Raw genomic sequence first — 19,499 nt, 5'->3', positions numbered from 1 at the left:
CTGGAGGGATCCCATGCCATTCAAGGTCAAGATTTACGTCTTGCTGCTGCTGGCCATTCTGGTCACCATCGGCACCGCCTGGCTCAGCGTGAATCACTTCATCAGTGGCTACATTCGCACTCAGGCCACCCAGAACATCAACGAACAGATAGCCCTGGTCAAAGAGAAGCTGGCGGGGGACATCAATCAGAAAATCCTGCTGGCGGCCAACCTCAACTTCGGGGTGACCAACGTCAAGAAGACCCTGGAAGAGACCGGCTTTCATAACATAGTCAAGGTGATCGGCGACATGGCGTTCGACGTGAGCGGCGTCATCAACGACACGGCCAGGGTCGACGCCCTGCGCAAGCTGATCCCTGAGGCGAACAACCGGATCACCGTCAGCCCGCTGCAGCAGCTGGATGGCAAACCCGTCATCTCCATCCTGGTACCGCGTGGTGCCGACTCTGCCTACCTTTATTACCTCGACATGAGCGAGTTCAAGAACCTGCTGGAGAAGGTGAGCGGGGAGGGGCGCTACTTCTCCCTTGCCGACGGTCAGGGCAATGTGCTCTACAGCAGCAAGCCGCAGGGTGAGAGCGAGTCACGCCCCAACCAGCTGGATATTCGCGGCAGCAGCTGGACGCTGACCGGCTACATAGACCTCGACTACATCCGCACCATGACCCAGGCGCTCAATGGCCAGATCGTCATGGCCCTGCTGGCGGTCGCCGTGCTGGTATTGCTGCTGGCCATGCTGGCGCTCAATGTCGCCTATCGTCCCATCCTCTCGCTGCGGGATCTGGTGCTGGAGCTGTCTCGTGGCAGCGGCGATCTGACCCGCCGCCTGACGGTGACCAGCACGGATGATCTGGGCCAGATCTCGGCCGGCATCAACCATTTCATCGAGCGTCTGCAGGAGATGATGGGGGAGGTGCGGCAGGCGAGCGGCCAGCTCAACAACGGTATCGAGGGGTTGGCCAGCCAGACCGGGGCTGCGCAATCCCTGCTGGCGGATCATGTGCGCGAGACCGAGCAGGTAGTGACCGCCATCAACGAGATGAGCCGCACTGCGGTTTCCGTCTCGGAGAGTGCCGCCAGCACGGCCCAGCTGACCGGCCAGAGCCAGCAGCTGGCAAGCCAGTCCCGCCAGGTGGTCGATCAGGCTATGGCCAGCGTGATGGCGCTGGTGGACGAGGTGGAGGAAACAGCCAGATCCATCGAAGCCATGCAGCAGGATGTGCAGCAGATTGGCTCGGTGCTCGGGGTGATCGGCAGCATTGCCGAACAGACCAACCTGCTGGCGCTCAATGCCGCCATAGAGGCGGCTCGCGCCGGTGAGCAGGGACGCGGCTTCGCTGTGGTGGCGGACGAAGTACGCTCGCTGGCGGCTCGCACCCAGAAGAGCACCGCCGAGATCCAGACCATGCTGGCCAGCCTGCAGCGGGGTACCCGCACAGTGGTGGAGGCCATGAGCAACACCAAGCAGAGCTGTCAGGGTGCCGCCGAGAATACCACCAAGGTCAACGAGTCGCTGGACCTGATGGCAGGCGAGGTGGTGGAGATCAACGATCTCATCAGCCACATCGCCACGGCGGCCGAACAGCAGAGTGCGGTAGCGGAAGAGATAAATCGCAACATGAGCGCCATCGCCGAGGTGATCCGTCAGCTGACGCACAATGGAGAAGAGACAGTGACCAGCTCGGCTTCGATGCAGCAGACCTATCACAGACTGAGGGAGATAGTGGGGCACTTCCGGCTGGAATAACGGCATCTGGGGGGCCAGGTAAAAAAGGCCAAAAAGATGGGGGCGACTTGCGTCGCCCCCGATAGTCTTATCGCTCATGTCCTTGAACGAAGTTGCTCCCTGCAATCCCTGACTATACCTCTTCCTTTAGGTTTCCCCTTCCCAATCCTTTGGGGTGTCCTTTAGCCATCATGGCCTGACGAGTCATCCGTTCCCGTCGCACTTTCTCCGTCCTGGGAGGTGTCCTTTACCACATCCTGTGGTGAGTCCATTTGCCCAACCCTGGCAGCCAGTCTTCCAGACCGACTTCATTGCGTCCGTGCATGAGTAACTATAAGGATTTCGCAGGGGACGACAACGGCAGCATGAAAAACGTTTTTACGCATCTCGTTACGCAAGAAACTTGTTGTGATTTTTATCATTTAAAATCATATGGTTGAGTATTAAACGTTCAGGTTTTTGGATCCTATCTTCCGACTATCGCGGGATCTTTTTCGGCGTCTGGCTCACAGAGGGAATAGCGAATGTCTCACACGTCGTTTAACTCGGGTTCAGAAAGGGGGGAAGAGGCATATGTATGGTCGCCGAAAAGGTGATACTGACTACCAATATGGCGGGTCAGATGGTGGGTCAGCTGTGCTCCTGCAGCCGTTCATAGATGGTCTGACGCTCTTCCGGGCTCAGTGAAGAGAAATAGTGGGTGAACAGGCGCAGCAACAGGGATTTGTTCATGCCGTCCTGCTGGGTCAGGCTGCCAAGCTCGTCGATGGCGGCAGTGCTCAGGGAGAAGGTGGCTTTTTTATAGCTGGGTTTCAGGTAGTCGCCGCTTTCGATAAAGGCGAGTGCCGTCAGGGCTTCCTCCCGATGCAGGTTCAGCTCAAGGCTGACCACCTTGGGTTTGCCCTTGGCATAGAAGTCCGCATCCTCGATGAACTCGTCTATGGTGAACTTCTTCTGATGATGCAGATTGTGTTTCTTCTTCAGGTCGGCAAGGCCCATCTCACACCTCCAGCTCCAAAAACTCCTTGGCGATGGCCCGGATCTCCTCGGCCGACTTGCCATCGGGTTCTATCTCCATGACGGAAAGGCCCTTCTCCTCGCTGTCGTCATAGACATTGCGACCATAGGTGATGGCGTTCAGCACATCGACCCCGAACGAGGCGCATACCTCCTTGGCCTCCAGGATCCGTTTTACCTGGTTGGGTAGGGCCGGGCACTGGGTCAGCACCACGGCGGCCTTGAGGGTGGGATTGACCATCTTGCAGGTGGTGATGAGATCTTCCATGTGTGGCAGGGTCTTGAGATCGCGGCGTTTGGGTCTGAGCGGGATCAGGCCATGGGTGGCCACCGCCATGGTGGAGCGCAGCGCCCGGTTGTCCTGGCCGCCACAGTCGACGATGACATAGTCATAGCGGTTCTTCAGGCTGAGCAGGTCGTTGCGAATATTGCCGTAGAGCTGAACGCAGTTTATCTGGGGCAGATCCGGGTTGTCGTTGCGCTCCTGGATCCAGTCCGAGGTGGTGCGTTGCGGGTCACAATCGACCAGCAGCACTTCGCCATGAAACCGGGTTCTGAGGTAGACCGCCAGATTCTGGGCCAGACAACTCTTGCCGCTCCCTCCCTTCTCTCCACCGACCAACAGGATCATGACTATCTCCTATCCCTATGAAAAATAGCTGCCTTGAGTATAGGAGGGGGTTGAAGCATGACAAGCCAAGAGGAGGTGACCTCCTCTTGGGCTCTCACTTTCAGTAGTGCTGGCTGCCGCCGTACCACTGGCACACGTACTCGGGGACCAGCATCTGGGGAGCCTGGTCGACATGGCAGACCACCATGGGGATGGCGGGGGCTCCCTCAGCGCTGACCAGCGATGGGGTCATGGGCAGGATCAGGGCGGCGAACAGGAACAGTGACTTGATCTTCATGGCTATCTCCTTGGTGACAGAGCACGGCGTGATCTGGATCACTTTCTGAGTTAAGCCGAGCCGGCCCGCGACGCAAGGTTATGAAATAAATTCAACGAATGAAAAAAGTTTGAAAAGAGGGTGTAGCGGTGCCGCTGAGAAATACATGACCAAGATGCGGGCTTTGTGCATATCCATATAACAGGCATGTTGCTGACAACTTGTGCCGCGAGCCTGTGCTGGCGGGTTTGGCACAATGCCATGATCTGGGACAAGAAGCAGATTATTCAGCGCCTCGCCTGCTTATGACTATTTATCTCGGTGCCCATCCCTCAAAAACCAGTGAAAAATTCAGTTTAATGCATATTAAATTCAGGTGACGAGTTTATGTTTTGTATCGCTTTGAAAATAAGGAATTTTTGTTTTTTGTTATATCCCTTAGTAGATATTTGCCGTGAATGAAACAGGATGAAATATGAAATAAAAGCGTGGATTAATGCGTATCAATGCATGATGTCTGAATGGGAGATTGTCAGTTCTGTTACCCTCATCAAAGAATAAACCGTGATTTTATTCAGTTCAGAGTGAATGTGATCAATGTCTAAGTTTATCGTGATTGGCAGGTCTAACCTCGGTCTCGAAAGGCAAGGGCAGGATAGAACACAAGCTGAGTACCCTACATAAAGAATATCCCGCCTTAGCCACGAGCATGAATAGAAGGGATCTATTCAATCACTCGCAGGGACCACTGCTAGACGGAATATAATCATGAGCAAATTTTATGTAGGTTCTGAAGTTGGCCAATTGCGCCGTGTCATGCTGCACCGCCCCAACCTCAGTCTGAAGCGTCTGACCCCTTCCAACTGCCAGGACCTGTTGTTTGATGATGTCCTGTCGGTTGAACGCGCCGGTCAGGAGCACGACAAATTCGCTCAGGTACTGCGCGATCAGAATGTCGAAGTTTTCCTGCTGACCAACCTGCTGGCCGAGACTCTGGATGTGCCGGAAGCCAAAACCTGGCTGCTGCAACATCAGGTCTCCGATTATCGCCTCGGTTCTTCCCTTGCCAACGACGTGCGCTGCTTCCTGGCTGACATGCCGCACCGCGAACTGGCCCGCATTCTCTCCGGTGGCCTGACCTACTCAGAGATGCCTTACAGCGGCGTCAACATGGTAGTGGGCATGCACGCCCCGACCGACTTCATCATAGAGCCGCTGCCCAATCATCTCTTTACCCGTGACACCTCCTGCTGGGTCTATGGTGGCGTCTCCATCAACCCCATGGCCAAGGCCGCCCGTCGCCGCGAGACCAACCATGTGAAGGCCATCTACCGCTGGCACCCGCAGTTTGCCGGTCAGGACTTCATCAAGTACTTCGGTGACGAGGATCGTGACTACGACAACTCCACCATCGAAGGGGGTGACGTGCTGGTCATCGGCCGTGGCGCCGTGCTCATCGGCATGTCCGAGCGCACCACGCCGCAAGGGGTCGAGCACCTGGCGCGCAGCCTGTTCAAACACGGTCAGGCCAAACAGGTCATCGCCATGCAACTGCCGAAACACCGCAGCTGCATGCACCTGGATACCGTCATGACCCACATGGACATAGACACCTTCTCCGTCTATCCGGAAGTCATCCGCAAGGATGTGAACTGCTGGAGTCTGACTCCGGGCGGTGCCACCGGCATGAACATCAAGGAAGAGGGTTACTTCGTGACCGCCATCGAGAAGGCGCTGGGTGTGGATCAGCTCAAGCTCATCACCACAGGTGGTGACACCTTCGAAGCCGAACGCGAACAGTGGAACGATGCCAACAACGTGCTGACGGTGCGTCCTGGCGTGGTCGTGGGTTATGAGCGCAACACCTACACCAACGAGAAATATGACAAGGCCGGCATCACAGTTCTCTCCATCCCGGGTGAAGAACTGGGTCGTGGCCGCGGCGGCGCCCGCTGCATGAGCTGCCCGATGGAACGTGACGGCATCTAACAAGACGGCGTGGCGCCGGCAGAGGCTGGCGCCACAGATACCAAGACTCGAGATCAACACTCATGAAAAAACCAACTGTCGTCGTCGCCCTGGGTGGCAATGCCCTGCTCCGTCGTGGTGAGCCCCTTGAAGCGGATATCCAGCGCAAGAACATCGCCACCGCCGCCAAGACCATCGCCTTGATCGCTCAGGAATACAACGTGGTGCTGGTGCATGGCAACGGCCCGCAAGTCGGCCTGCTGGCCCTGCAAAACAGCGCCTATACCAAGGTCGCGCCCTATCCTCTGGATGTGCTGGGTGCCGAGTCCCAGGGCATGATCGGCTACATGCTGATCCAGGAGCTCAAAAACCTGATGCCGAGCCGCAACGTCACCGCGCTGCTGACCCAGGTACAGGTCGATCCCAAGGATCCGGCATTTGCCAATCCGACCAAATTTATCGGACCCGTCTATGACGAAGCCGAAGCCCGCATCCTGGCCGAAGAGAAGCACTGGGTGGTCAAGGCTGACGGCAAGTTCTTCCGCCGCGTGGTGCCGTCTCCGTTGCCCCAGCGCATCGTCGAAGGCGATGCCATCGAAACCCTGATAGCCCAGGGACACCTCATCATCTGTACCGGTGGTGGTGGCATTCCCGTGACTTGGGATGGTCAGTGCCTGACTGGCATCGAAGCCGTCATCGACAAGGACATGTCTGCCGCCTACCTGGCCAAGCAGATCAAGGCCGATGCCCTGCTGATCCTGACCGACGCCGATGCCGTCTACCTGGATTGGGGCAAACCGACCCAGCACCCGCTGCGCGTCACCAGCCCGGCCGAACTGGCTGGCGTCAAGTTCGATGCAGGCTCCATGGGACCCAAGGTCGAAGCGTCCTGCGAATTTGTCAAAGCGACCGGCGGCATGGTCGGGATCGGTTCTCTGGAAGATGGCCTGGCCATCCTCAAGGGCGAAGCCGGCACCAATATCGTTGCCACCCGCACCGTGAATGCCTAGTCAACAACACTGCCCGAATGGGGCCTGAACAAGTTTGTACTGTGTATGCGTAGTCAATAACACTGCCCAAATTGGTCTGAACAAATATAGAGAGAACTCATCATGGCTTTTAATCTGCGTAACCGTAACTTCCTGAAACTGCTGGACTTCACCCCGCGCGAAATCCAATACATGATCGACCTGGCCATCGACCTGAAGAAAGCCAAGTACGGTGGCTATGAGCGCAAGCACCTGACCGGCAAAAACATCGCTCTGATCTTCGAGAAGACCTCCACCCGTACCCGTTGTGCGTTTGAAGTGGCGGCCTTCGACCAGGGCGCTCAAGTTTCCTACCTCGGCCCAAGCGGTTCCCAGATCGGTCACAAGGAGTCCATGAAGGACACAGCACGTGTACTGGGCCGCATGTATGACGGCATCGAATACCGTGGCTATGGCCAGGAAATCGTGGAAGAGCTGGGTGCCTATGCCGGTGTCCCTGTCTGGAACGGCCTGACCAACGAATTCCACCCGACCCAGATCCTGGCTGACTTCATGACCATGCTGGAGCACGGCAAGGGCAAACGTCTGGATCAAATCAAGTTCGCCTACCTGGGTGATGCCCGCAACAACATGGGCAACTCCCTGATGGTCGGCGCCGCCAAGATGGGCATGGACATTCGCCTGGTCGCACCGAAAGCCTTCTGGCCGGAAGAAGCGCTGGTTGCCAAGTGCCGCCTGATCGCCGAAGAGACAGGCGCTCGCATCACCCTGACCGAGGATGTGAAAGAGGGCGTGCTGGGTACCGACTTCCTCTACACAGACGTTTGGGTTTCCATGGGCGAAGCGAAAGAAGCCTGGGATCAACGGGTGAAACTGATGACCCCGTACCAGATCAACATGGATGTCATCAACGCCACCAAGAACCCGGATGTGAAGTTCATGCACTGCCTGCCGGCGTTCCACAACGATGAAACTACCATGGGCAAGGAAGTGGCTGACAAATATGGGATGAAAGGTCTGGAAGTGACCGAGGACGTGTTCGAATCCGAGCACAGCATCGTGTTTGACGAGGCCGAAAACCGGATGCACACCATCAAGGCAGTGATGGTTGCTACGCTGGGCGACTAAGGTCGCAGTAGTGGTGCCGGGGGGCGACCCCCGGCTTTTCGACCATGTGACGGCGGCATAATACCTCTAACCCTACGACCCGCAGCTTGCATGGATACCACACCACAGAAGGAAGCTGGACCATGACCAAATTCAAGTTCCCATCAGCCTACACCATACTGTTTGTGCTGATCGCCTTGGTGGCCGCCCTGAGCTGGGTAGTGCCAGCCGGCAAATACGACATGATCATGAACGACGCCCTCGGCAAGGAAGTGCCGGTGGCCGGAACCTACAAGCTGGTAGAGGGGAATCCCCAGGGGATAGTCGACGTGCTGCTGGCACCCATCGACGGTCTCTACAACCATGACACCTATCAGGCTGGCGCCATCGACGTCTCCCTGTTCATCCTGATCATCGGTGGTTTTCTTGGCATTGTGACCAAGACAGGTGCCATCGATGCCGGGATAGAGCGCGTTACCGACCGCCTGCGCGGCCGTGAAGAGTGGATGATCCCGATCCTGATGGCGCTGTTCGCCGCAGGCGGTACCATCTACGGCATGGCTGAAGAGTCGCTGCCTTTCTATACCCTGCTGGTCCCCGTGATGATGGCCGCCCGCTTCGACCCCGTGGTTGCCGCCGCGACAGTGTTGCTCGGTGCAGGTATCGGTACTCTGGGCTCCACCATCAACCCGTTTGCGACCGTGATTGCCGCCAACGCCGCCGGCATCTCCTTCACCGACGGTATCTGGCTGCGCGTCGCCATGCTGGTTGCCGGCTGGCTGCTGTGCGTGGCCTATGTCATGCGCTATGCCAAGATGGTGCGCAACGACCCCAGCAAGTCCCTGGTGGCTGACAAGTGGGAAGAGAACCGTGCCCACTTCCTCGGCAACAAGAGCGACCAGATGCTGGAGTTCACTCTGACTCGCAAGATAGTGCTGGGTATCTTCGTCGCCGCCTTCGCCGTGATGATCTACGGGGTGGCCGTGCTCGGCTGGTGGATGGCGCAGATCTCCGGCGTCTTCCTGGCCGCCGCCATCATAGTCGGCGTCATCTCCCGCATGAGCGAGGAGGAGCTGACCTCCAACTTCATCGACGGTGCCCGTGACCTGCTCGGTGTGGCCCTCATCATAGGTATCGCCCGCGGTATCGTAGTGGTGATGGACAACGGCATGATCACTCACACCATTTTGCACAGCGCAGAAGGAATAGTGACCGGTCTCTCCACAGTGGTGTTCATCAACGTCATGTTCGTGCTGGAAGTGGTGCTCTCCTTCCTGGTGCCATCCTCATCCGGTCTGGCCGTGCTGACCATGCCTATCATGGCGCCGCTGGCCGACTTCGCCAACGTGGGTCGCGAGCTGGTGGTGACCGCTTATCAGTCTGCCTCCGGTCTGGTGAACCTGGTGACCCCGACCTCCGCCGTCGTCATGGGCGGTCTGGCCATCGCCAAGGTGCCTTATGTGCGCTGGCTGAAGTGGGTGGCTCCGCTGCTCGGTATCCTGACAGTGCTGATCGTGGTCTGCCTCAGTCTGGGCGCCGTGCTCTCATGACACCGATGACATGCAATATGAAACGGGAGCCTGTGGCTCCCGTTTTTTATGGCCGAGAAACAGGACAGGGAATCCGGCACTCCTCTTACATGAGCCCGCAATCACAGGTGGGCAAGACAACAAAAAGGCGACCCCAGGGTCGCCTTGCTGCATTCAGGGGAGGAGCTCAGCGGGCCTGCTCCAGGGTGCGCACCACGGCGGCGTGGGCCTGACGGGTACGGCTGATATGGCGCGGGGCGACCAGCACAACATCGTTGCCGGCGACGGCGCCCATGATCTCGGGATTGGCGTTGCGATCCAGCAGACGGGCCACGACGGTGGCGGCGCCCGGTGTGGTGTGGATCAGCACCATCTGCTGGTTGTGTACCACTTCGCGCACCATGTCGTGAATGGAGCGGGTGCTGCCGGCGGGTTCCAGCTGATCGTCCACCAGGGTGTAGACCTTCTTGCCGTTGGCATTCTGGGCCTTGGCCACGCCGAGGCGACGCAACAGACGGGAGATGGTGGACTGGCTGATGTCGGCAAAGCCGCGCTCTGATAGCTCGCGGCGGATCTCTTCCTGGGTGCTGTAGCAGTGCTGGCCGATGATCTGGCGACAGGCATCCAGCTGGGCCAGATCGGGCTCTTGTTCAACGGGGCGACTGAGGGTTTTGACCACGGCGATTTCCTTTGACTGTGACCGGAGGCTATCGCTCGATATCTGCCATCAATGCTTTTTTATAGCTAAAAATTCTGATGGTAAGACCTGAGGCAGGGAATCAACGATGTTTAGCCTTTATAGGATGGCAAATTATAGCTAAACGGAGAATCTGTGATGTGACAGGGGTCAAAAATGGGCCCGTTGGGGCCCACTTGGATATCAGTAACGTTCGCTGACGATGTCCTGGGTGAAGGACTTCTCGCAGTATTTGCACTTCATGCGTACTACGCCCTTCACCTCGCGCACCCGGAAGTAGCTGTCGACCGGCTCGTTGTGGGAGATGCAGTTGGAGTTGGGGCAGTGGAACACACCGGTAATGAACTCAGGCAGTTCCAGCTGATGCTTCTTCACCACGGCGAAGTCTTCGATGATGTTGACGGTTGCCTTGGGGGCGAACAGGGCCAGCTGGTTGGCCTGCTCCGCGGTCAGGCGAGTGTTCTCTATCTTGATGAGATCCTTCTTGCCCAGCGCACCGGATTTGAGGTTGAAACCGACGGTGATCCGCTCCTGAGTCTCGATCAGCTGGAACAGCTTGAGGATCTTGATGCCCTGGCCGGCGGGGACGTGGTCGATGACGGAGCCGTGACGGATGGCTTCGACTTGCAGTTGATTCTTCTCGGACATGATGTTCCCCTTTTCCCTTAGACGGTTTCGTTCAGTACCAGAGCCAGCAGTGCCTGGCGCGCGTAGACCCCGTTTTCCGCCTGCTGGAAGTAGTAGGCGTAGGGCGTCTTGTCGACCGCCACATCGATCTCGTCGACGCGGGGCAGGGGGTGCAGGATCTTCATGGTGGGCTTGGCCCCTTCCAGGGTGGCCAGCTCCAGCACGAACTTGGCGGCCATGTGCTTGTATTCGGTTTCGTCGAAGCGCTCTTTCTGGACCCGGGTCATGTAGAGGATGTCGAGCTCCGGCATCACCTCTTCCATGGTCTCGTGCACGCTGAACCGTATGCCCTTCTCTTCCAGCTCTTCGCAGATGTAGTCCGGCATCGCCAGCGCTTCCGGGGAGATGAAGAAGAAGCGGCAGTTGAACAGGCTCAGGGCCTGGGCCAGGGAGTGAACTGTACGGCCGTATTTCAGGTCACCCACGAAGGCCACGTTGAGGCCATCGAGCTTGCCTTGGGTCTCATGGATGGAGAAGAGGTCGAGCAGGGTCTGGGTCGGATGCTGGTTGGAACCGTCACCACCGTTGATGACAGGCACGCGGGAGAACTCGGAAGCGAGACGGGCGGCACCCTCTTTCGGGTGGCGCATCACCACGGCATCCGAGTAGGAGCCGATGATCTTGATGGAGTCGGCCAGGGTCTCGCCCTTCTTGGCGCTGGTGTTGCCACCGTCGGCGAAGCCGATGATGTTGCCACCCAGGCGCTGAACCGCGGTCTCGAACGAGAGGCGGGTACGGGTGGACGCTTCGAAGAAGCAGCTGGCAACCAGCTTGTCTTTCAACAGGCGGGTGTCGGGCTCGGCCTTCAACCGCTGTGCGGTTGCGACCACCAGTTCCATGTCGGGCCGGGTCAGGTCCGAAATGGAGATGACATGTTTCTTATAGAGTGGATTGGTCATCGTCTGCATTCCCTTTGACATCAATGAAGGTTTTTCGGGCACAAAAAAAAGCCCCTGAAACAGGGGCTTTTTTTAAAAATAACTGGGGATCTGTGGGTCGGGAACCGGAAACAACGGGGCCGCTCTGGTGCGCTCCACCCGTCTGCAAGGCTGTTTTCTGAATCAAAAACTGCATCGTCTCGTCTCGACCTTTTTCAAAACCGGACAGATTATAGAGTCGCATTTTGAATTGTCAAAAATTTATTTCAAAGGCAAGATTTGCACGGGAAAACGTTTAAGTGTCGTGAACGGGTCGGCAAATCCACACGCTGTGTTCCGTTTGCAGGGGCAGGGCATCTTCGGCCATGCAGCGCAGATAGGCGAGTCTGTGGTGCCCTTCCAGCAGGCAATAGGGTTGCGGCAGCGGCTGTCCGTCCGGGTAGCGGCTATCCGGTGCGGGGGCCAGCACTATGATGGGTTCGGACCAGGTGCCCTGGGTCAGCATGTATTCGCCGAGCCAGGATCGACGCACGTAACGATTGTGGCGCAGCATCTCGCCCCAGCGCTCGATCACCTCCATATGGCGGGAGCTGACCTGGGTCACGATCTGCTCCGTGGGCCAGGCTTCGCACTCGAACTGGTGACGGGCCAGGTCGATAAAGCTCCAGTTGGACTCAAAACCGCGCCAATGGCGATAAATCCACTGGGAAAGCACGCTGTGGGGAATGAAGGGCACTCGCGGCGCGACCCGGTCGAGATAGTCGGGCAGGGACTCCGTCTTGCGTTCATCCCTGAAGTTGAGCGGTGCCAGTTGTTGGAGCAAGCGGTAATTGAGCATGAGTAGCCTCCCGGATCCAGACTTAACCCTACCCCCATTTATGTGGCTTTCCTACCCTGACAAGGCTGTAAATACAGCAAGTTACCCCGTCAGGCTGCGAAAATTGCCGCGAGTTGCTCGTCATTTGTGCAATCGAATCGAAAGTGAGAAAAAAGCCTTTACCTTTGAACCCGGCTTTGTATAATTCGCCTCGTTTGTTGCAGGGGCGTAGTTCCAATTGGTAGAACAGCGGTCTCCAAAACCGATGGTTGCGGGTTCGAGTCCTGCCGCCCCTGCCATTTTCAGAAAAGCCAGCTCATTGAGCTGGCTTTTCGCATTTCTGCGTTCCCGGTTTTCCTCCCGTCACACCTGCTCCTATGGTTGCCGTTTTACGGCGGCGTCAGCCCGTTCCCGGCGCCTCTTTCCCTTCAGATCCCGCACCGCCCCTGACCGCTAGTCGTTATTGCGCCAATTTGCCCTGTCGTTTCTGGCAATCGTGCTTCACGGGCTCGTGTGCTACACCACATGGGCGGTGTCATTGCGTGTTGATGGCAAACCGGTAGCCAATGCTCAAGCCGTGGATTGTGGGCGTGAACATCATTTGAGGAGATAGACTCATGAACAAGGCAGTTGAAACCCGACTGAACAAGTCTCGCCCCGGCGGCTGGGTGCCACAGGATAGTGCCCATATCGAGCGCTGGATCCGGCGGATCAGGCACTATGTCGCCAACCAGCCGAGCGCGCTTGTGCCGCCCATCGCCGAGCTGCGGGATCTGGTCAACGCCGACCCTTCGCTGCACGCCCAGGCCGAAGCCATGTTCAAGGAGGCCTGGCGCCACAAGCACCTGACCCCGCTCGGTCAGGTCGAGGTGCGCTCCTTCGAGGAGTTTCTGGGGCTGCTCAACGGCATCATGACCACGGCCCCCGAGGCGTATCAGGACATTCCGACGCACGAGCCCTCCGGCCTCATAGGTTTTCCCATCAATGCGCTGCTCGACTGGCCCATGGCGACCCAGTCCGGTTATCACTTCTTCGCCAACGCCCTGATCAACCAGCAGTTCAAGAAGATCCTCGATTACTGGGCGCTGTTTCTGCAAAGCCCGGCTTCGCGTTACGTGTTGAACGAGCCGGTCAGCCGGCTGGATCATGAGACACTGGTGGTGCCCTGGCTCGGCAAGGTGGCCAAGGCCGAGATGGTCAAGGTGGCGACCGGCGCCCTGGGTGAGGGCCCCAATCCCACGCCAGCCAGCTTCGAGACCATCTTCCAGTGCGATCCGGCGGCCGAGTATCATGGCTTCGGCAGTTGGGATGGGTTCTTCACCCGCACCTTCCGCCCCGGTGTGCGGCCTGTCTCGGCGCCGGCGGATGACAACGTCATCGTCAACGCCTGCGAATCGGCGCCGCTGCAGGTGAGAAAAGAGGTGAGCAGCAGCGATCAGTTCTGGCTCAAGGGTCAGCCCTATTCGCTGGACAACATGCTCGACTTCGATGATCTGGCGCCTCGCTTCGACGGCGGCACAGTGTATCAGGCCTTCCTCAGCGCCCTCAGCTATCACCGTTGGCACAGCCCGGTGAGCGGCACCATTCGCAAGGTGCGCGTGGTCAACGGCACCTACTATCTGGAGAACCAGTTCGAGGGCTTTGTCGACCCGCAGGGGGCGGATCCCAGCGCCCCCAACAACTCGCAGCCCTTCCTCACCTCGGTGGCAACCCGGGCGCTGATCTTCATCGAAGCCGACAATCCCAAAATCGGGCTGATGTGCGTGGTGCCTGTGGGCATGGCCGAGGTATCGAGCTGCGACATCACTGTGCGGGCGGGGGACAGGGTGAAGAAGGGGGATCAGCTCGGCATGTTCCACTTCGGCGGCTCGACCCACTGCTTGCTGTTCCGCCCCGGGGTCAAGCTGGAGTTCGACTTTTACGGCCAGACCCCGAGCCTGGATGCCGGCAACATGCGGCTCAACACCGCCATAGCCCGGGTGCGCTAGCGCATTTTTCTGCGGGTTGAATGCACGCTGGCCACCTACTGGAGGTGGCCTTTTTTACACCTGCTGAGGGGGCATCGGCCGGGGTTTTGCGGGGATTTTCCCATGCCGGATGGCAAGGGGCATTGCCAGGTTTCACTTACTGATTCATTTAAAATCAACGGATTGAAATTCATGGATCGGGATTTTCTGTCGATATAGTCCACACAGGGCGTGCAGCTTTGTTTGACGCCATTGAGACAGCCATAAGGATATCCCATGAATCTCTCCCTTCGCGGCAAGTTGTTGGCCACCAGTCTTGGCGTGGTCCTGATCACGGTCTGCCTGCTGGGCATGACCGCCTTCTATACCCTGAAAAACCAGACCCTGAGCGCCATCGACAGCGAGGCGCGCAACTATGCCAGCGCCTACGCGGAGGGGATAGGCAAATGGATGCAGGACAGGCGCGAGAGCCTGACCGCCCAGGTCGATGTCATCGCCAGCCACCCGACCTCCGAACTGGTGCCCCATCTGCAGCAGACCCTGCGCTCCGGCGGCTTCGGGCTGGCCTACTACGGCTCGGAGGAGGGGGTGATGACCCGCAACGATCCCTCCCTCAACAAGGGCAACTATGACCCGCGCGAGCGGCCCTGGTATCAGGACGCGGTCAAGGCGGGCAAGCTCATCATCACCGAACCCTATGTCAGCGTGACCATGCAGCAACTGGTGGTGACCCTGGCCGAGCCCGTGATGCAGCAGGGCCGGCTGGCCGGGGTGGTCGGTGCCAACCTGGCGCTGGAACAGCTCATCAAGGATGTGCTGGCGATGCGGGTACAGGGGGATGGCTACGCCATGCTGCTGGACAAGGGTGGCCTCATAGTCGCCCACCCGGACAAGGCGCTGGCGCTCAAGAAGAGCCAGGATCTGGCACCTGAGCTGGATGCCGGCCGACTGGTGAGCATGAGCCAGCAGGGCGGCCTGCAGCTGGTGCAGATCGGCGGACGGGATGCCCAGATGCTGGTGCTGCCTATTCCCAACACCGACTGGCTGCTGGCCATGGTGATGCATGAAGATGTGCTGATGGCGCCGCTGCAGAGCCTGCTGTGGGAGCTGTCACTCATCAGTGCCGGCCTGATCCTGGTATTCGGCCTGGTGCTGACCAGCACCTTCAAGTTCCTGTTCCAGGATCTGGGGCGGGTGGCCGGGGCCTTGCACGACATAGCTCACGGCGAGGGGGATCTCACGGTCCACATCAATACTCGCAGCAAGGATGAGGTGGGCCAGCTGGCCGAGAGTTTCAACCAGTTCGTGGCGCGGCTGCACGGCATCGTCAGCCGCCTGCGAGACGTGACCCTGGAGCTGACGGCCCAGTCCCGCACCCAGGCGGCCGGTGCCCAGGCCCGCAGCCAGCGGGTGCGCCAGCAGCAGGACGAGATCGTCATGGTGGCGACCGCGGTGACCGAGATGGCCTCCGCCACCCAGGAGATTGCCGGCAACGCCGAGTTCGCGGCCACCACCTCCGGCGATGCGGTCAAGCTGGCCGTCGCCGGTCAGTCCCAGGTCGGCCAGAGCCAGCGCAGTATCACAGGGCTGGCGGACGAGGTGGCTGATGCCAGCCAGATCATTGTGGAGCTGGATGCCCACGCCCAGAAGATCAGCGGCATTCTGGCCACCATCAGCGGCATCGCCGAGCAGACCAACCTGCTGGCGCTCAACGCCGCCATCGAGGCGGCCAGGGCCGGTGAGCAGGGGCGCGGCTTTGCGGTGGTGGCGGACGAGGTGCGGGTGCTGTCGCGCCGCACTCACGACTCCACCGACGAGATCCAGCAGATGATAGAGACGTTGCAGCAGACCACTCGTCGCGCCGTAGGGGGCATGGAGACCAGCCGTCAGCTGGCGGGCACCAGCGTGGAGGATGCGGAAGCCGCCAATCTTAGCCTGGGGCAGATCAACGAGGCGATCGGCGCCATCAGCGACATGGCGACCCAGATAGCGGCGGCGGCGGAGGAGCAGACCTCGGTCACCAGCGAGATCAGCCGCAACACCGAGAACATACGCCACGTCTCCCAGGAGCTGGCCGAGCAGGCCAATCAGGAGGCGGCCCAGGCCGCCGAGCTCAAGGCGCTGACCGAGCGGCTGGAGCAGGAGATAGGCCGCTTCCGGCTCTGATCATCAGGTAAGAGAAAGGGCAGCCCGCGGGCTGCCCTTTGCTATTTCTGACGCTTATCCTGGCTGTTTGACCCAAATCAGCTGGTCGGTGGCAAAACCCAGCTTCTTGGCCTTGGCGATCAGCGCATTCACCTTGGCTTTTGGCGGATTGGGGGCGCGGGAGAGGATCCAGAGGTAGTCGTGGTTGTAGCTGGTTACCAGGGATAGCTGGTAGTCGGGGTCCAGATCGATGACGTTGTAGCCGCCGTAGAAGGGGCCGAAGAAGCTCACCTTGAGCCGCGCCTCGTCCGGCTTGTCGACGAAATAGGCCTTGCCCTCGGCCTCGCGCCAGCTGCCATCGCTCTGTTTGCCGCGATTGATCACCTTGACGCCGCCATCGTCACGCAGGCTGTAGCTGGCGCTGACCTCTTCCAGTCCCCGCTCGAAGCTGTGGTCCAGGCGGGCTATCTCGTACCAGGTGCCGAGGTAGCGATCTAGCTGGAAACCGGTGACGGGGCGTATACCCTCGGCCACGCCGGTACAGGCCGTCAGCAGTAGGGCGGTGAGCAGGCAAAGCAGTGAACGCATAGGTAATCCCTCTCTCGTATTTATCCTTCGATGATGCGCAGCTGGCCATCCCGGAAGCGGGAGGCCTGAACCGTCGGCGTGCTGCCGAAGAAGCGCTTGTACTCCCGGCTGAACTGGGAGTTGCTCTCGTAACCGACTCTGGCCGCCGCGGCACCGGCCTTGATACCGTCGTGCAGCATCATGATGCGCGCCTTGTGCAGGCGAAACGACTTGATGTACTGCAGCGGCGAGGTGGCCGTGACCGCCTTGAAGTGGTGGTGAAAGGCGGAGACGCTCATGTTCACCTCCCGCGCCAGCTCCTCCATGGTGAGGTTGTCGGCGAAGCGCGACTCTATCATACGCAGCACACGGGCGATCTGGCCCACATGGTTGTGACGGTTGGCCAGCGCCTGCAGCGCCGGGCCGCCGCCCTCGTGCAGGGCGTAGAACAGCATCTCCCGCACCGTCTGCGGTCCCAGCACCCGGGCGTGGTGGGGTTTGTCCATCAGGTCGATCAACCGTTCGGCGGCGCAGAACATGGCCTCCGACAGGGGCACAGAGTGGACGCCGCTCTTCTGCGGGGCAGGGGCGGGCAGGGCGTCGCCCAGCTCCAGCAAGAGTGCCTGCAGGGTGACCAGATCGATCTCGAGGGAGAAGCCGATGAGAGGCTGCTCGGGGGAGGCGAAACACTCGCACTCGCACGGCAGCGGCAGCGTCATCAGCAGGTAGTGGTTGGGATCGTAGCGAAACACCTGATCCGCCAGATAACCCACCTTGTGCCCCTGCAATATCACTATCATGCGTGGCTGGTAGAGCACAGGGGTGCGGCCGTGGTACTCGGTGGTGTAGATGAGGTTCACCTGCTCCACCGGAGAGGGGGTGATGCCGGGGGCTGTGACGTGACGGGTCAGCTTGGCGGCGAGGTCGGCGTAGCGGCTCTGCATTGTCTCTCTTTTGTTGTGGTTCTGGCTGCTTTGTAGAAATAGGCAAGAATCAAGCAGGATGTTGCCTTGATGGTGGAGGCTGTCTGGAGAAAAATGCAATCACATTTCGCGGCCAGACCGCTAGGAACATGAAAAGGCAATGTCGATGAACAATTTTACCCTGCATACCCCGACCAAGATCCTGTTCGGCAAGGGCCAGGTTGCCCAGCTGCGCGAACAGCTCCCCCCCGACGCCCGCATCCTGATCACCTATGGCGGTGGCAGCGTGGTGCGCACCGGTCTGCTGGCGCAGATCCGCAGCGAGCTGGCCGGCATGACACTGTTCGAGTTCGGCGGCATCGAGCCCAACCCCACCTATGAAACCCTGATGGGGGCGGTGGCGCTGGCCCGCGCCGAGCGCATCGACTTCCTGCTGGCCGTCGGCGGCGGTTCCGTGCTGGACGGCACCAAGTTCATCGCCGCCGCCGCCCACTACGACGAGGCCAGAGATCCCTGGCACATACTCGAGACCGTGGGCAACGAGGTGCGCTCCGCCATTGCGCTCGGCGCCGTGCTGACCCTGCCGGCTACCGGCTCAGAGATGAACATGGGCGCCGTGGTGACCCGTCGCAGCAGCGGCGACAAGGTGCACTTCTTCTCGCCCTTCGTGATGCCGCGCTTCGCCGTGCTGGATCCCGTGCTCACCTACACCCTGCCGGCCCGCCAGGTGGCGAATGGCGTGGTGGATGCCTTCATCCACATTCTGGAGCAGTACCTCACCTATCCGGTCAACGCCAAGGTGCAGGATCGCTTCGCCGAAGGCCTGCTGCTGACCCTGGCCGAGGAGGGCCCCAAGGCGCTGCTGGAGCCGGAAAACTACGAGGTGCGCGCCAACATAATGTGGAGCGCCACCCTGGCCCTCAACGGCCTGATCGGGGCCGGTGTGCCCCAGGACTGGGCGACCCACATGCTGGGCCACGAGCTGACCGCCCTGCACGGTCTCGACCACGCCCAGACCCTGGCGGTGGTGCTGCCCGCCCTGCTGCAGGCCAAGCGCCAGCAGAAGCATGCCAAGCTGCTGCAATATGCAGAGCGGGTGTGGGATCTGCGCAGCGGCAGCGAGGAGGATCGCATCGACGGGGCCATCGCCGCCACCCGTGACTTCTTCGAGCGAATGGGGGTCAAGACCCGGCTGCGGGACTATGGTGTCGCCTCGCTGGGGATAGACACCCTGATCGGCAAGCTGGCGGAGCACGGCATGACCGCCATCGGTGAGCATGGCGACATCGACCTGGTACAGAGCCAGCATATTTATGAAGCGGCCTGGTAAGGGCGTCGCGGCAGGGCATCAGGATCGAAACGATTGAACCTAAGGGGCCGGATCCTGCCATTTGACGGGGGATCGGCCCCTTGTCTGTTACAAAACAGTTACTTTTTCCACTTTCACCCCGATATCTGTGATCGGAGTGAATTTCGTAAGAACAAAAAGCGCTAAGATAGAGGGCCGGTAAAACATTTTTTTTGACTGGTTGGATCACTTTTTCCAGCGCTTTTTACTGGTATAAGTCGCTAATTTGGTTTGTTTTTTTAAATCA

General features: G+C 59.4%; 17 protein-coding genes and 1 tRNA gene. 9 read left to right on the top strand and 9 right to left on the bottom strand.

What is annotated here, in order from left to right; translation table 11 throughout:
• Nucleotides 1-13 precede the first annotated feature (13 nt).
• Complete coding sequence (locus ACM3N8_RS18100; RefSeq protein ID WP_416016464.1) at nucleotides 14-1,747, top strand: methyl-accepting chemotaxis protein; 1,734 nt, start codon at nucleotides 14-16, stop codon at nucleotides 1,745-1,747.
• A gap of 609 nt (nucleotides 1,748-2,356) precedes the next feature.
• Here the strand turns inward: ACM3N8_RS18100 and ACM3N8_RS18095 are convergent.
• The 3 genes from ACM3N8_RS18095 to ACM3N8_RS18085 all read right to left on the bottom strand — a co-directional run bounded on the left by ACM3N8_RS18095 (nucleotide 2,357) and on the right by ACM3N8_RS18085 (nucleotide 3,651).
• Nucleotides 2,357-2,725 (bottom strand): hypothetical protein, encoded by a 369-nt coding sequence (locus ACM3N8_RS18095; protein ID WP_043142730.1) that lies wholly within the window; start codon nucleotides 2,723-2,725, stop codon nucleotides 2,357-2,359.
• A 1-nt stretch (nucleotide 2,726) separates the two neighbouring features.
• Nucleotides 2,727-3,374 carry an AAA family ATPase gene (locus ACM3N8_RS18090; protein ID WP_043142728.1) on the bottom strand — a complete coding sequence of 216 codons (648 nt, stop codon included), beginning with the start codon at nucleotides 3,372-3,374 and terminating at the stop codon, nucleotides 2,727-2,729.
• Nucleotides 3,375-3,474: 100 nt separating this feature from the next.
• A complete protein-coding gene (locus tag ACM3N8_RS18085; RefSeq protein WP_103472280.1) occupies nucleotides 3,475-3,651 on the bottom strand; it encodes a hypothetical protein in 177 nt (58 codons plus the stop codon).
• 747 nt (nucleotides 3,652-4,398) lie between these two features.
• On the opposite strand from ACM3N8_RS18085, the gene arcA reads away from it, so the two are divergent.
• From arcA to ACM3N8_RS18065, 4 genes are all read left to right on the top strand, one after another.
• Nucleotides 4,399-5,619: an arginine deiminase gene (arcA, locus tag ACM3N8_RS18080; protein ID WP_042870246.1), complete on the top strand. Its 1,221-nt coding sequence runs from the start codon at nucleotides 4,399-4,401 to the stop codon at nucleotides 5,617-5,619.
• 62 nt (nucleotides 5,620-5,681) lie between these two features.
• Nucleotides 5,682-6,608 carry a carbamate kinase gene (gene arcC / locus ACM3N8_RS18075; RefSeq protein ID WP_043142723.1) on the top strand — a complete coding sequence of 309 codons (927 nt, stop codon included), beginning with the start codon at nucleotides 5,682-5,684 and terminating at the stop codon, nucleotides 6,606-6,608.
• Between the two features lie 102 nt (nucleotides 6,609-6,710).
• Complete coding sequence (gene argF / locus ACM3N8_RS18070) at nucleotides 6,711-7,715, top strand: ornithine carbamoyltransferase (RefSeq protein WP_042870242.1); 1,005 nt, start codon at nucleotides 6,711-6,713, stop codon at nucleotides 7,713-7,715.
• A 122-nt stretch (nucleotides 7,716-7,837) separates the two neighbouring features.
• The gene (locus ACM3N8_RS18065; RefSeq protein WP_416016463.1) at nucleotides 7,838-9,244 is read left to right on the top strand and encodes a YfcC family protein; all 1,407 of its coding nucleotides are present in this window, start codon (nucleotides 7,838-7,840) and stop codon (nucleotides 9,242-9,244) included.
• Between the two features lie 166 nt (nucleotides 9,245-9,410).
• On the opposite strand, the gene ACM3N8_RS18060 is transcribed toward ACM3N8_RS18065, so the two are convergent.
• The 4 genes from ACM3N8_RS18060 to ACM3N8_RS18045 form a co-directional block, all read right to left on the bottom strand.
• Nucleotides 9,411-9,902: an arginine repressor gene (locus ACM3N8_RS18060; RefSeq protein ID WP_170946560.1), complete on the bottom strand. Its 492-nt coding sequence runs from the start codon at nucleotides 9,900-9,902 to the stop codon at nucleotides 9,411-9,413.
• Between the two features lie 201 nt (nucleotides 9,903-10,103).
• The gene (gene pyrI / locus ACM3N8_RS18055) at nucleotides 10,104-10,568 is read right to left on the bottom strand and encodes an aspartate carbamoyltransferase regulatory subunit (RefSeq protein ID WP_005318436.1); all 465 of its coding nucleotides are present in this window, start codon (nucleotides 10,566-10,568) and stop codon (nucleotides 10,104-10,106) included.
• A gap of 17 nt (nucleotides 10,569-10,585) precedes the next feature.
• Nucleotides 10,586-11,506, bottom strand: coding sequence for an aspartate carbamoyltransferase (gene pyrB / locus ACM3N8_RS18050; protein ID WP_219593126.1), 921 nt, complete (start codon nucleotides 11,504-11,506; stop codon nucleotides 10,586-10,588).
• Between the two features lie 274 nt (nucleotides 11,507-11,780).
• Complete coding sequence (locus tag ACM3N8_RS18045) at nucleotides 11,781-12,323, bottom strand: hypothetical protein (protein WP_416016462.1); 543 nt, start codon at nucleotides 12,321-12,323, stop codon at nucleotides 11,781-11,783.
• A gap of 201 nt (nucleotides 12,324-12,524) precedes the next feature.
• On the opposite strand from ACM3N8_RS18045, the gene ACM3N8_RS18040 reads away from it, so the two are divergent.
• The 3 genes from ACM3N8_RS18040 to ACM3N8_RS18030 all read left to right on the top strand — a co-directional run bounded on the left by ACM3N8_RS18040 (nucleotide 12,525) and on the right by ACM3N8_RS18030 (nucleotide 16,435).
• Nucleotides 12,525-12,601 (top strand) — tRNA-Trp (locus ACM3N8_RS18040).
• 318 nt (nucleotides 12,602-12,919) lie between these two features.
• Entirely contained in the window at nucleotides 12,920-14,290 is a 1,371-nt protein-coding gene (locus ACM3N8_RS18035) for a phosphatidylserine decarboxylase family protein (protein ID WP_416016461.1), read from the top strand.
• 255 nt (nucleotides 14,291-14,545) lie between these two features.
• A complete protein-coding gene (locus tag ACM3N8_RS18030; RefSeq protein WP_043554164.1) occupies nucleotides 14,546-16,435 on the top strand; it encodes a methyl-accepting chemotaxis protein in 1,890 nt (629 codons plus the stop codon).
• A gap of 54 nt (nucleotides 16,436-16,489) precedes the next feature.
• Here the strand turns inward: ACM3N8_RS18030 and ACM3N8_RS18025 are convergent, their stop codons facing one another.
• Both ACM3N8_RS18025 and ACM3N8_RS18020 read right to left on the bottom strand, forming a co-directional pair.
• Nucleotides 16,490-17,002 carry a lipocalin family protein gene (locus ACM3N8_RS18025; protein ID WP_416016460.1) on the bottom strand — a complete coding sequence of 171 codons (513 nt, stop codon included), beginning with the start codon at nucleotides 17,000-17,002 and terminating at the stop codon, nucleotides 16,490-16,492.
• Nucleotides 17,003-17,022: 20 nt separating this feature from the next.
• The gene (locus ACM3N8_RS18020; protein ID WP_416016459.1) at nucleotides 17,023-17,925 is read right to left on the bottom strand and encodes an AraC family transcriptional regulator; all 903 of its coding nucleotides are present in this window, start codon (nucleotides 17,923-17,925) and stop codon (nucleotides 17,023-17,025) included.
• Between the two features lie 145 nt (nucleotides 17,926-18,070).
• Between ACM3N8_RS18020 and yqhD the strand changes: the two genes are divergently transcribed.
• Nucleotides 18,071-19,234, top strand: coding sequence for an alcohol dehydrogenase (gene yqhD / locus ACM3N8_RS18015; protein WP_290066085.1), 1,164 nt, complete (start codon nucleotides 18,071-18,073; stop codon nucleotides 19,232-19,234).
• Nucleotides 19,235-19,499: the final 265 nt, after the last annotated feature.

It is taken from the genome of Aeromonas sp. A04, assembly GCF_047780465.1.
GTDB classification, from domain to species: domain Bacteria; phylum Pseudomonadota; class Gammaproteobacteria; order Enterobacterales; family Aeromonadaceae; genus Aeromonas; species Aeromonas bestiarum.
Note: the sequence above shows the minus strand (reverse complement) of the source record. Positions and strands in the feature narration are given on the sequence as shown.

Bases quoted from the DNA above. Each gene is read 5' to 3' on its own strand.
- pyrB (WP_219593126.1), bottom strand. From the start codon at position 11,506: ATGACCAATCCACTCTATAAGAAACATGTCATCTCCATTTCGGACCTG.
- ACM3N8_RS18020 (WP_416016459.1), bottom strand. From the start codon at position 17,925: ATGCAGAGCCGCTACGCCGACCTCGCCGCCAAGCTGACCCGTCACGTC.
- arcA (WP_042870246.1), top strand. From the start codon at position 4,399: ATGAGCAAATTTTATGTAGGTTCTGAAGTTGGCCAATTGCGCCGTGTC.
- ACM3N8_RS18045 (WP_416016462.1), bottom strand. From the start codon at position 12,323: ATGCTCAATTACCGCTTGCTCCAACAACTGGCACCGCTCAACTTCAGG.
- ACM3N8_RS18100 (WP_416016464.1), top strand. From the start codon at position 14: ATGCCATTCAAGGTCAAGATTTACGTCTTGCTGCTGCTGGCCATTCTG.
- ACM3N8_RS18090 (WP_043142728.1), bottom strand. From the start codon at position 3,374: ATGATCCTGTTGGTCGGTGGAGAGAAGGGAGGGAGCGGCAAGAGTTGT.
- argF (WP_042870242.1), top strand. From the start codon at position 6,711: ATGGCTTTTAATCTGCGTAACCGTAACTTCCTGAAACTGCTGGACTTC.
- ACM3N8_RS18065 (WP_416016463.1), top strand. From the start codon at position 7,838: ATGACCAAATTCAAGTTCCCATCAGCCTACACCATACTGTTTGTGCTG.
- ACM3N8_RS18025 (WP_416016460.1), bottom strand. From the start codon at position 17,002: ATGCGTTCACTGCTTTGCCTGCTCACCGCCCTACTGCTGACGGCCTGT.
- ACM3N8_RS18095 (WP_043142730.1), bottom strand. From the start codon at position 2,725: ATGGGCCTTGCCGACCTGAAGAAGAAACACAATCTGCATCATCAGAAG.
- ACM3N8_RS18085 (WP_103472280.1), bottom strand. From the start codon at position 3,651: ATGAAGATCAAGTCACTGTTCCTGTTCGCCGCCCTGATCCTGCCCATG.
- arcC (WP_043142723.1), top strand. From the start codon at position 5,682: ATGAAAAAACCAACTGTCGTCGTCGCCCTGGGTGGCAATGCCCTGCTC.
- pyrI (WP_005318436.1), bottom strand. From the start codon at position 10,568: ATGTCCGAGAAGAATCAACTGCAAGTCGAAGCCATCCGTCACGGCTCC.
- ACM3N8_RS18035 (WP_416016461.1), top strand. From the start codon at position 12,920: ATGAACAAGGCAGTTGAAACCCGACTGAACAAGTCTCGCCCCGGCGGC.
- ACM3N8_RS18030 (WP_043554164.1), top strand. From the start codon at position 14,546: ATGAATCTCTCCCTTCGCGGCAAGTTGTTGGCCACCAGTCTTGGCGTG.
- yqhD (WP_290066085.1), top strand. From the start codon at position 18,071: ATGAACAATTTTACCCTGCATACCCCGACCAAGATCCTGTTCGGCAAG.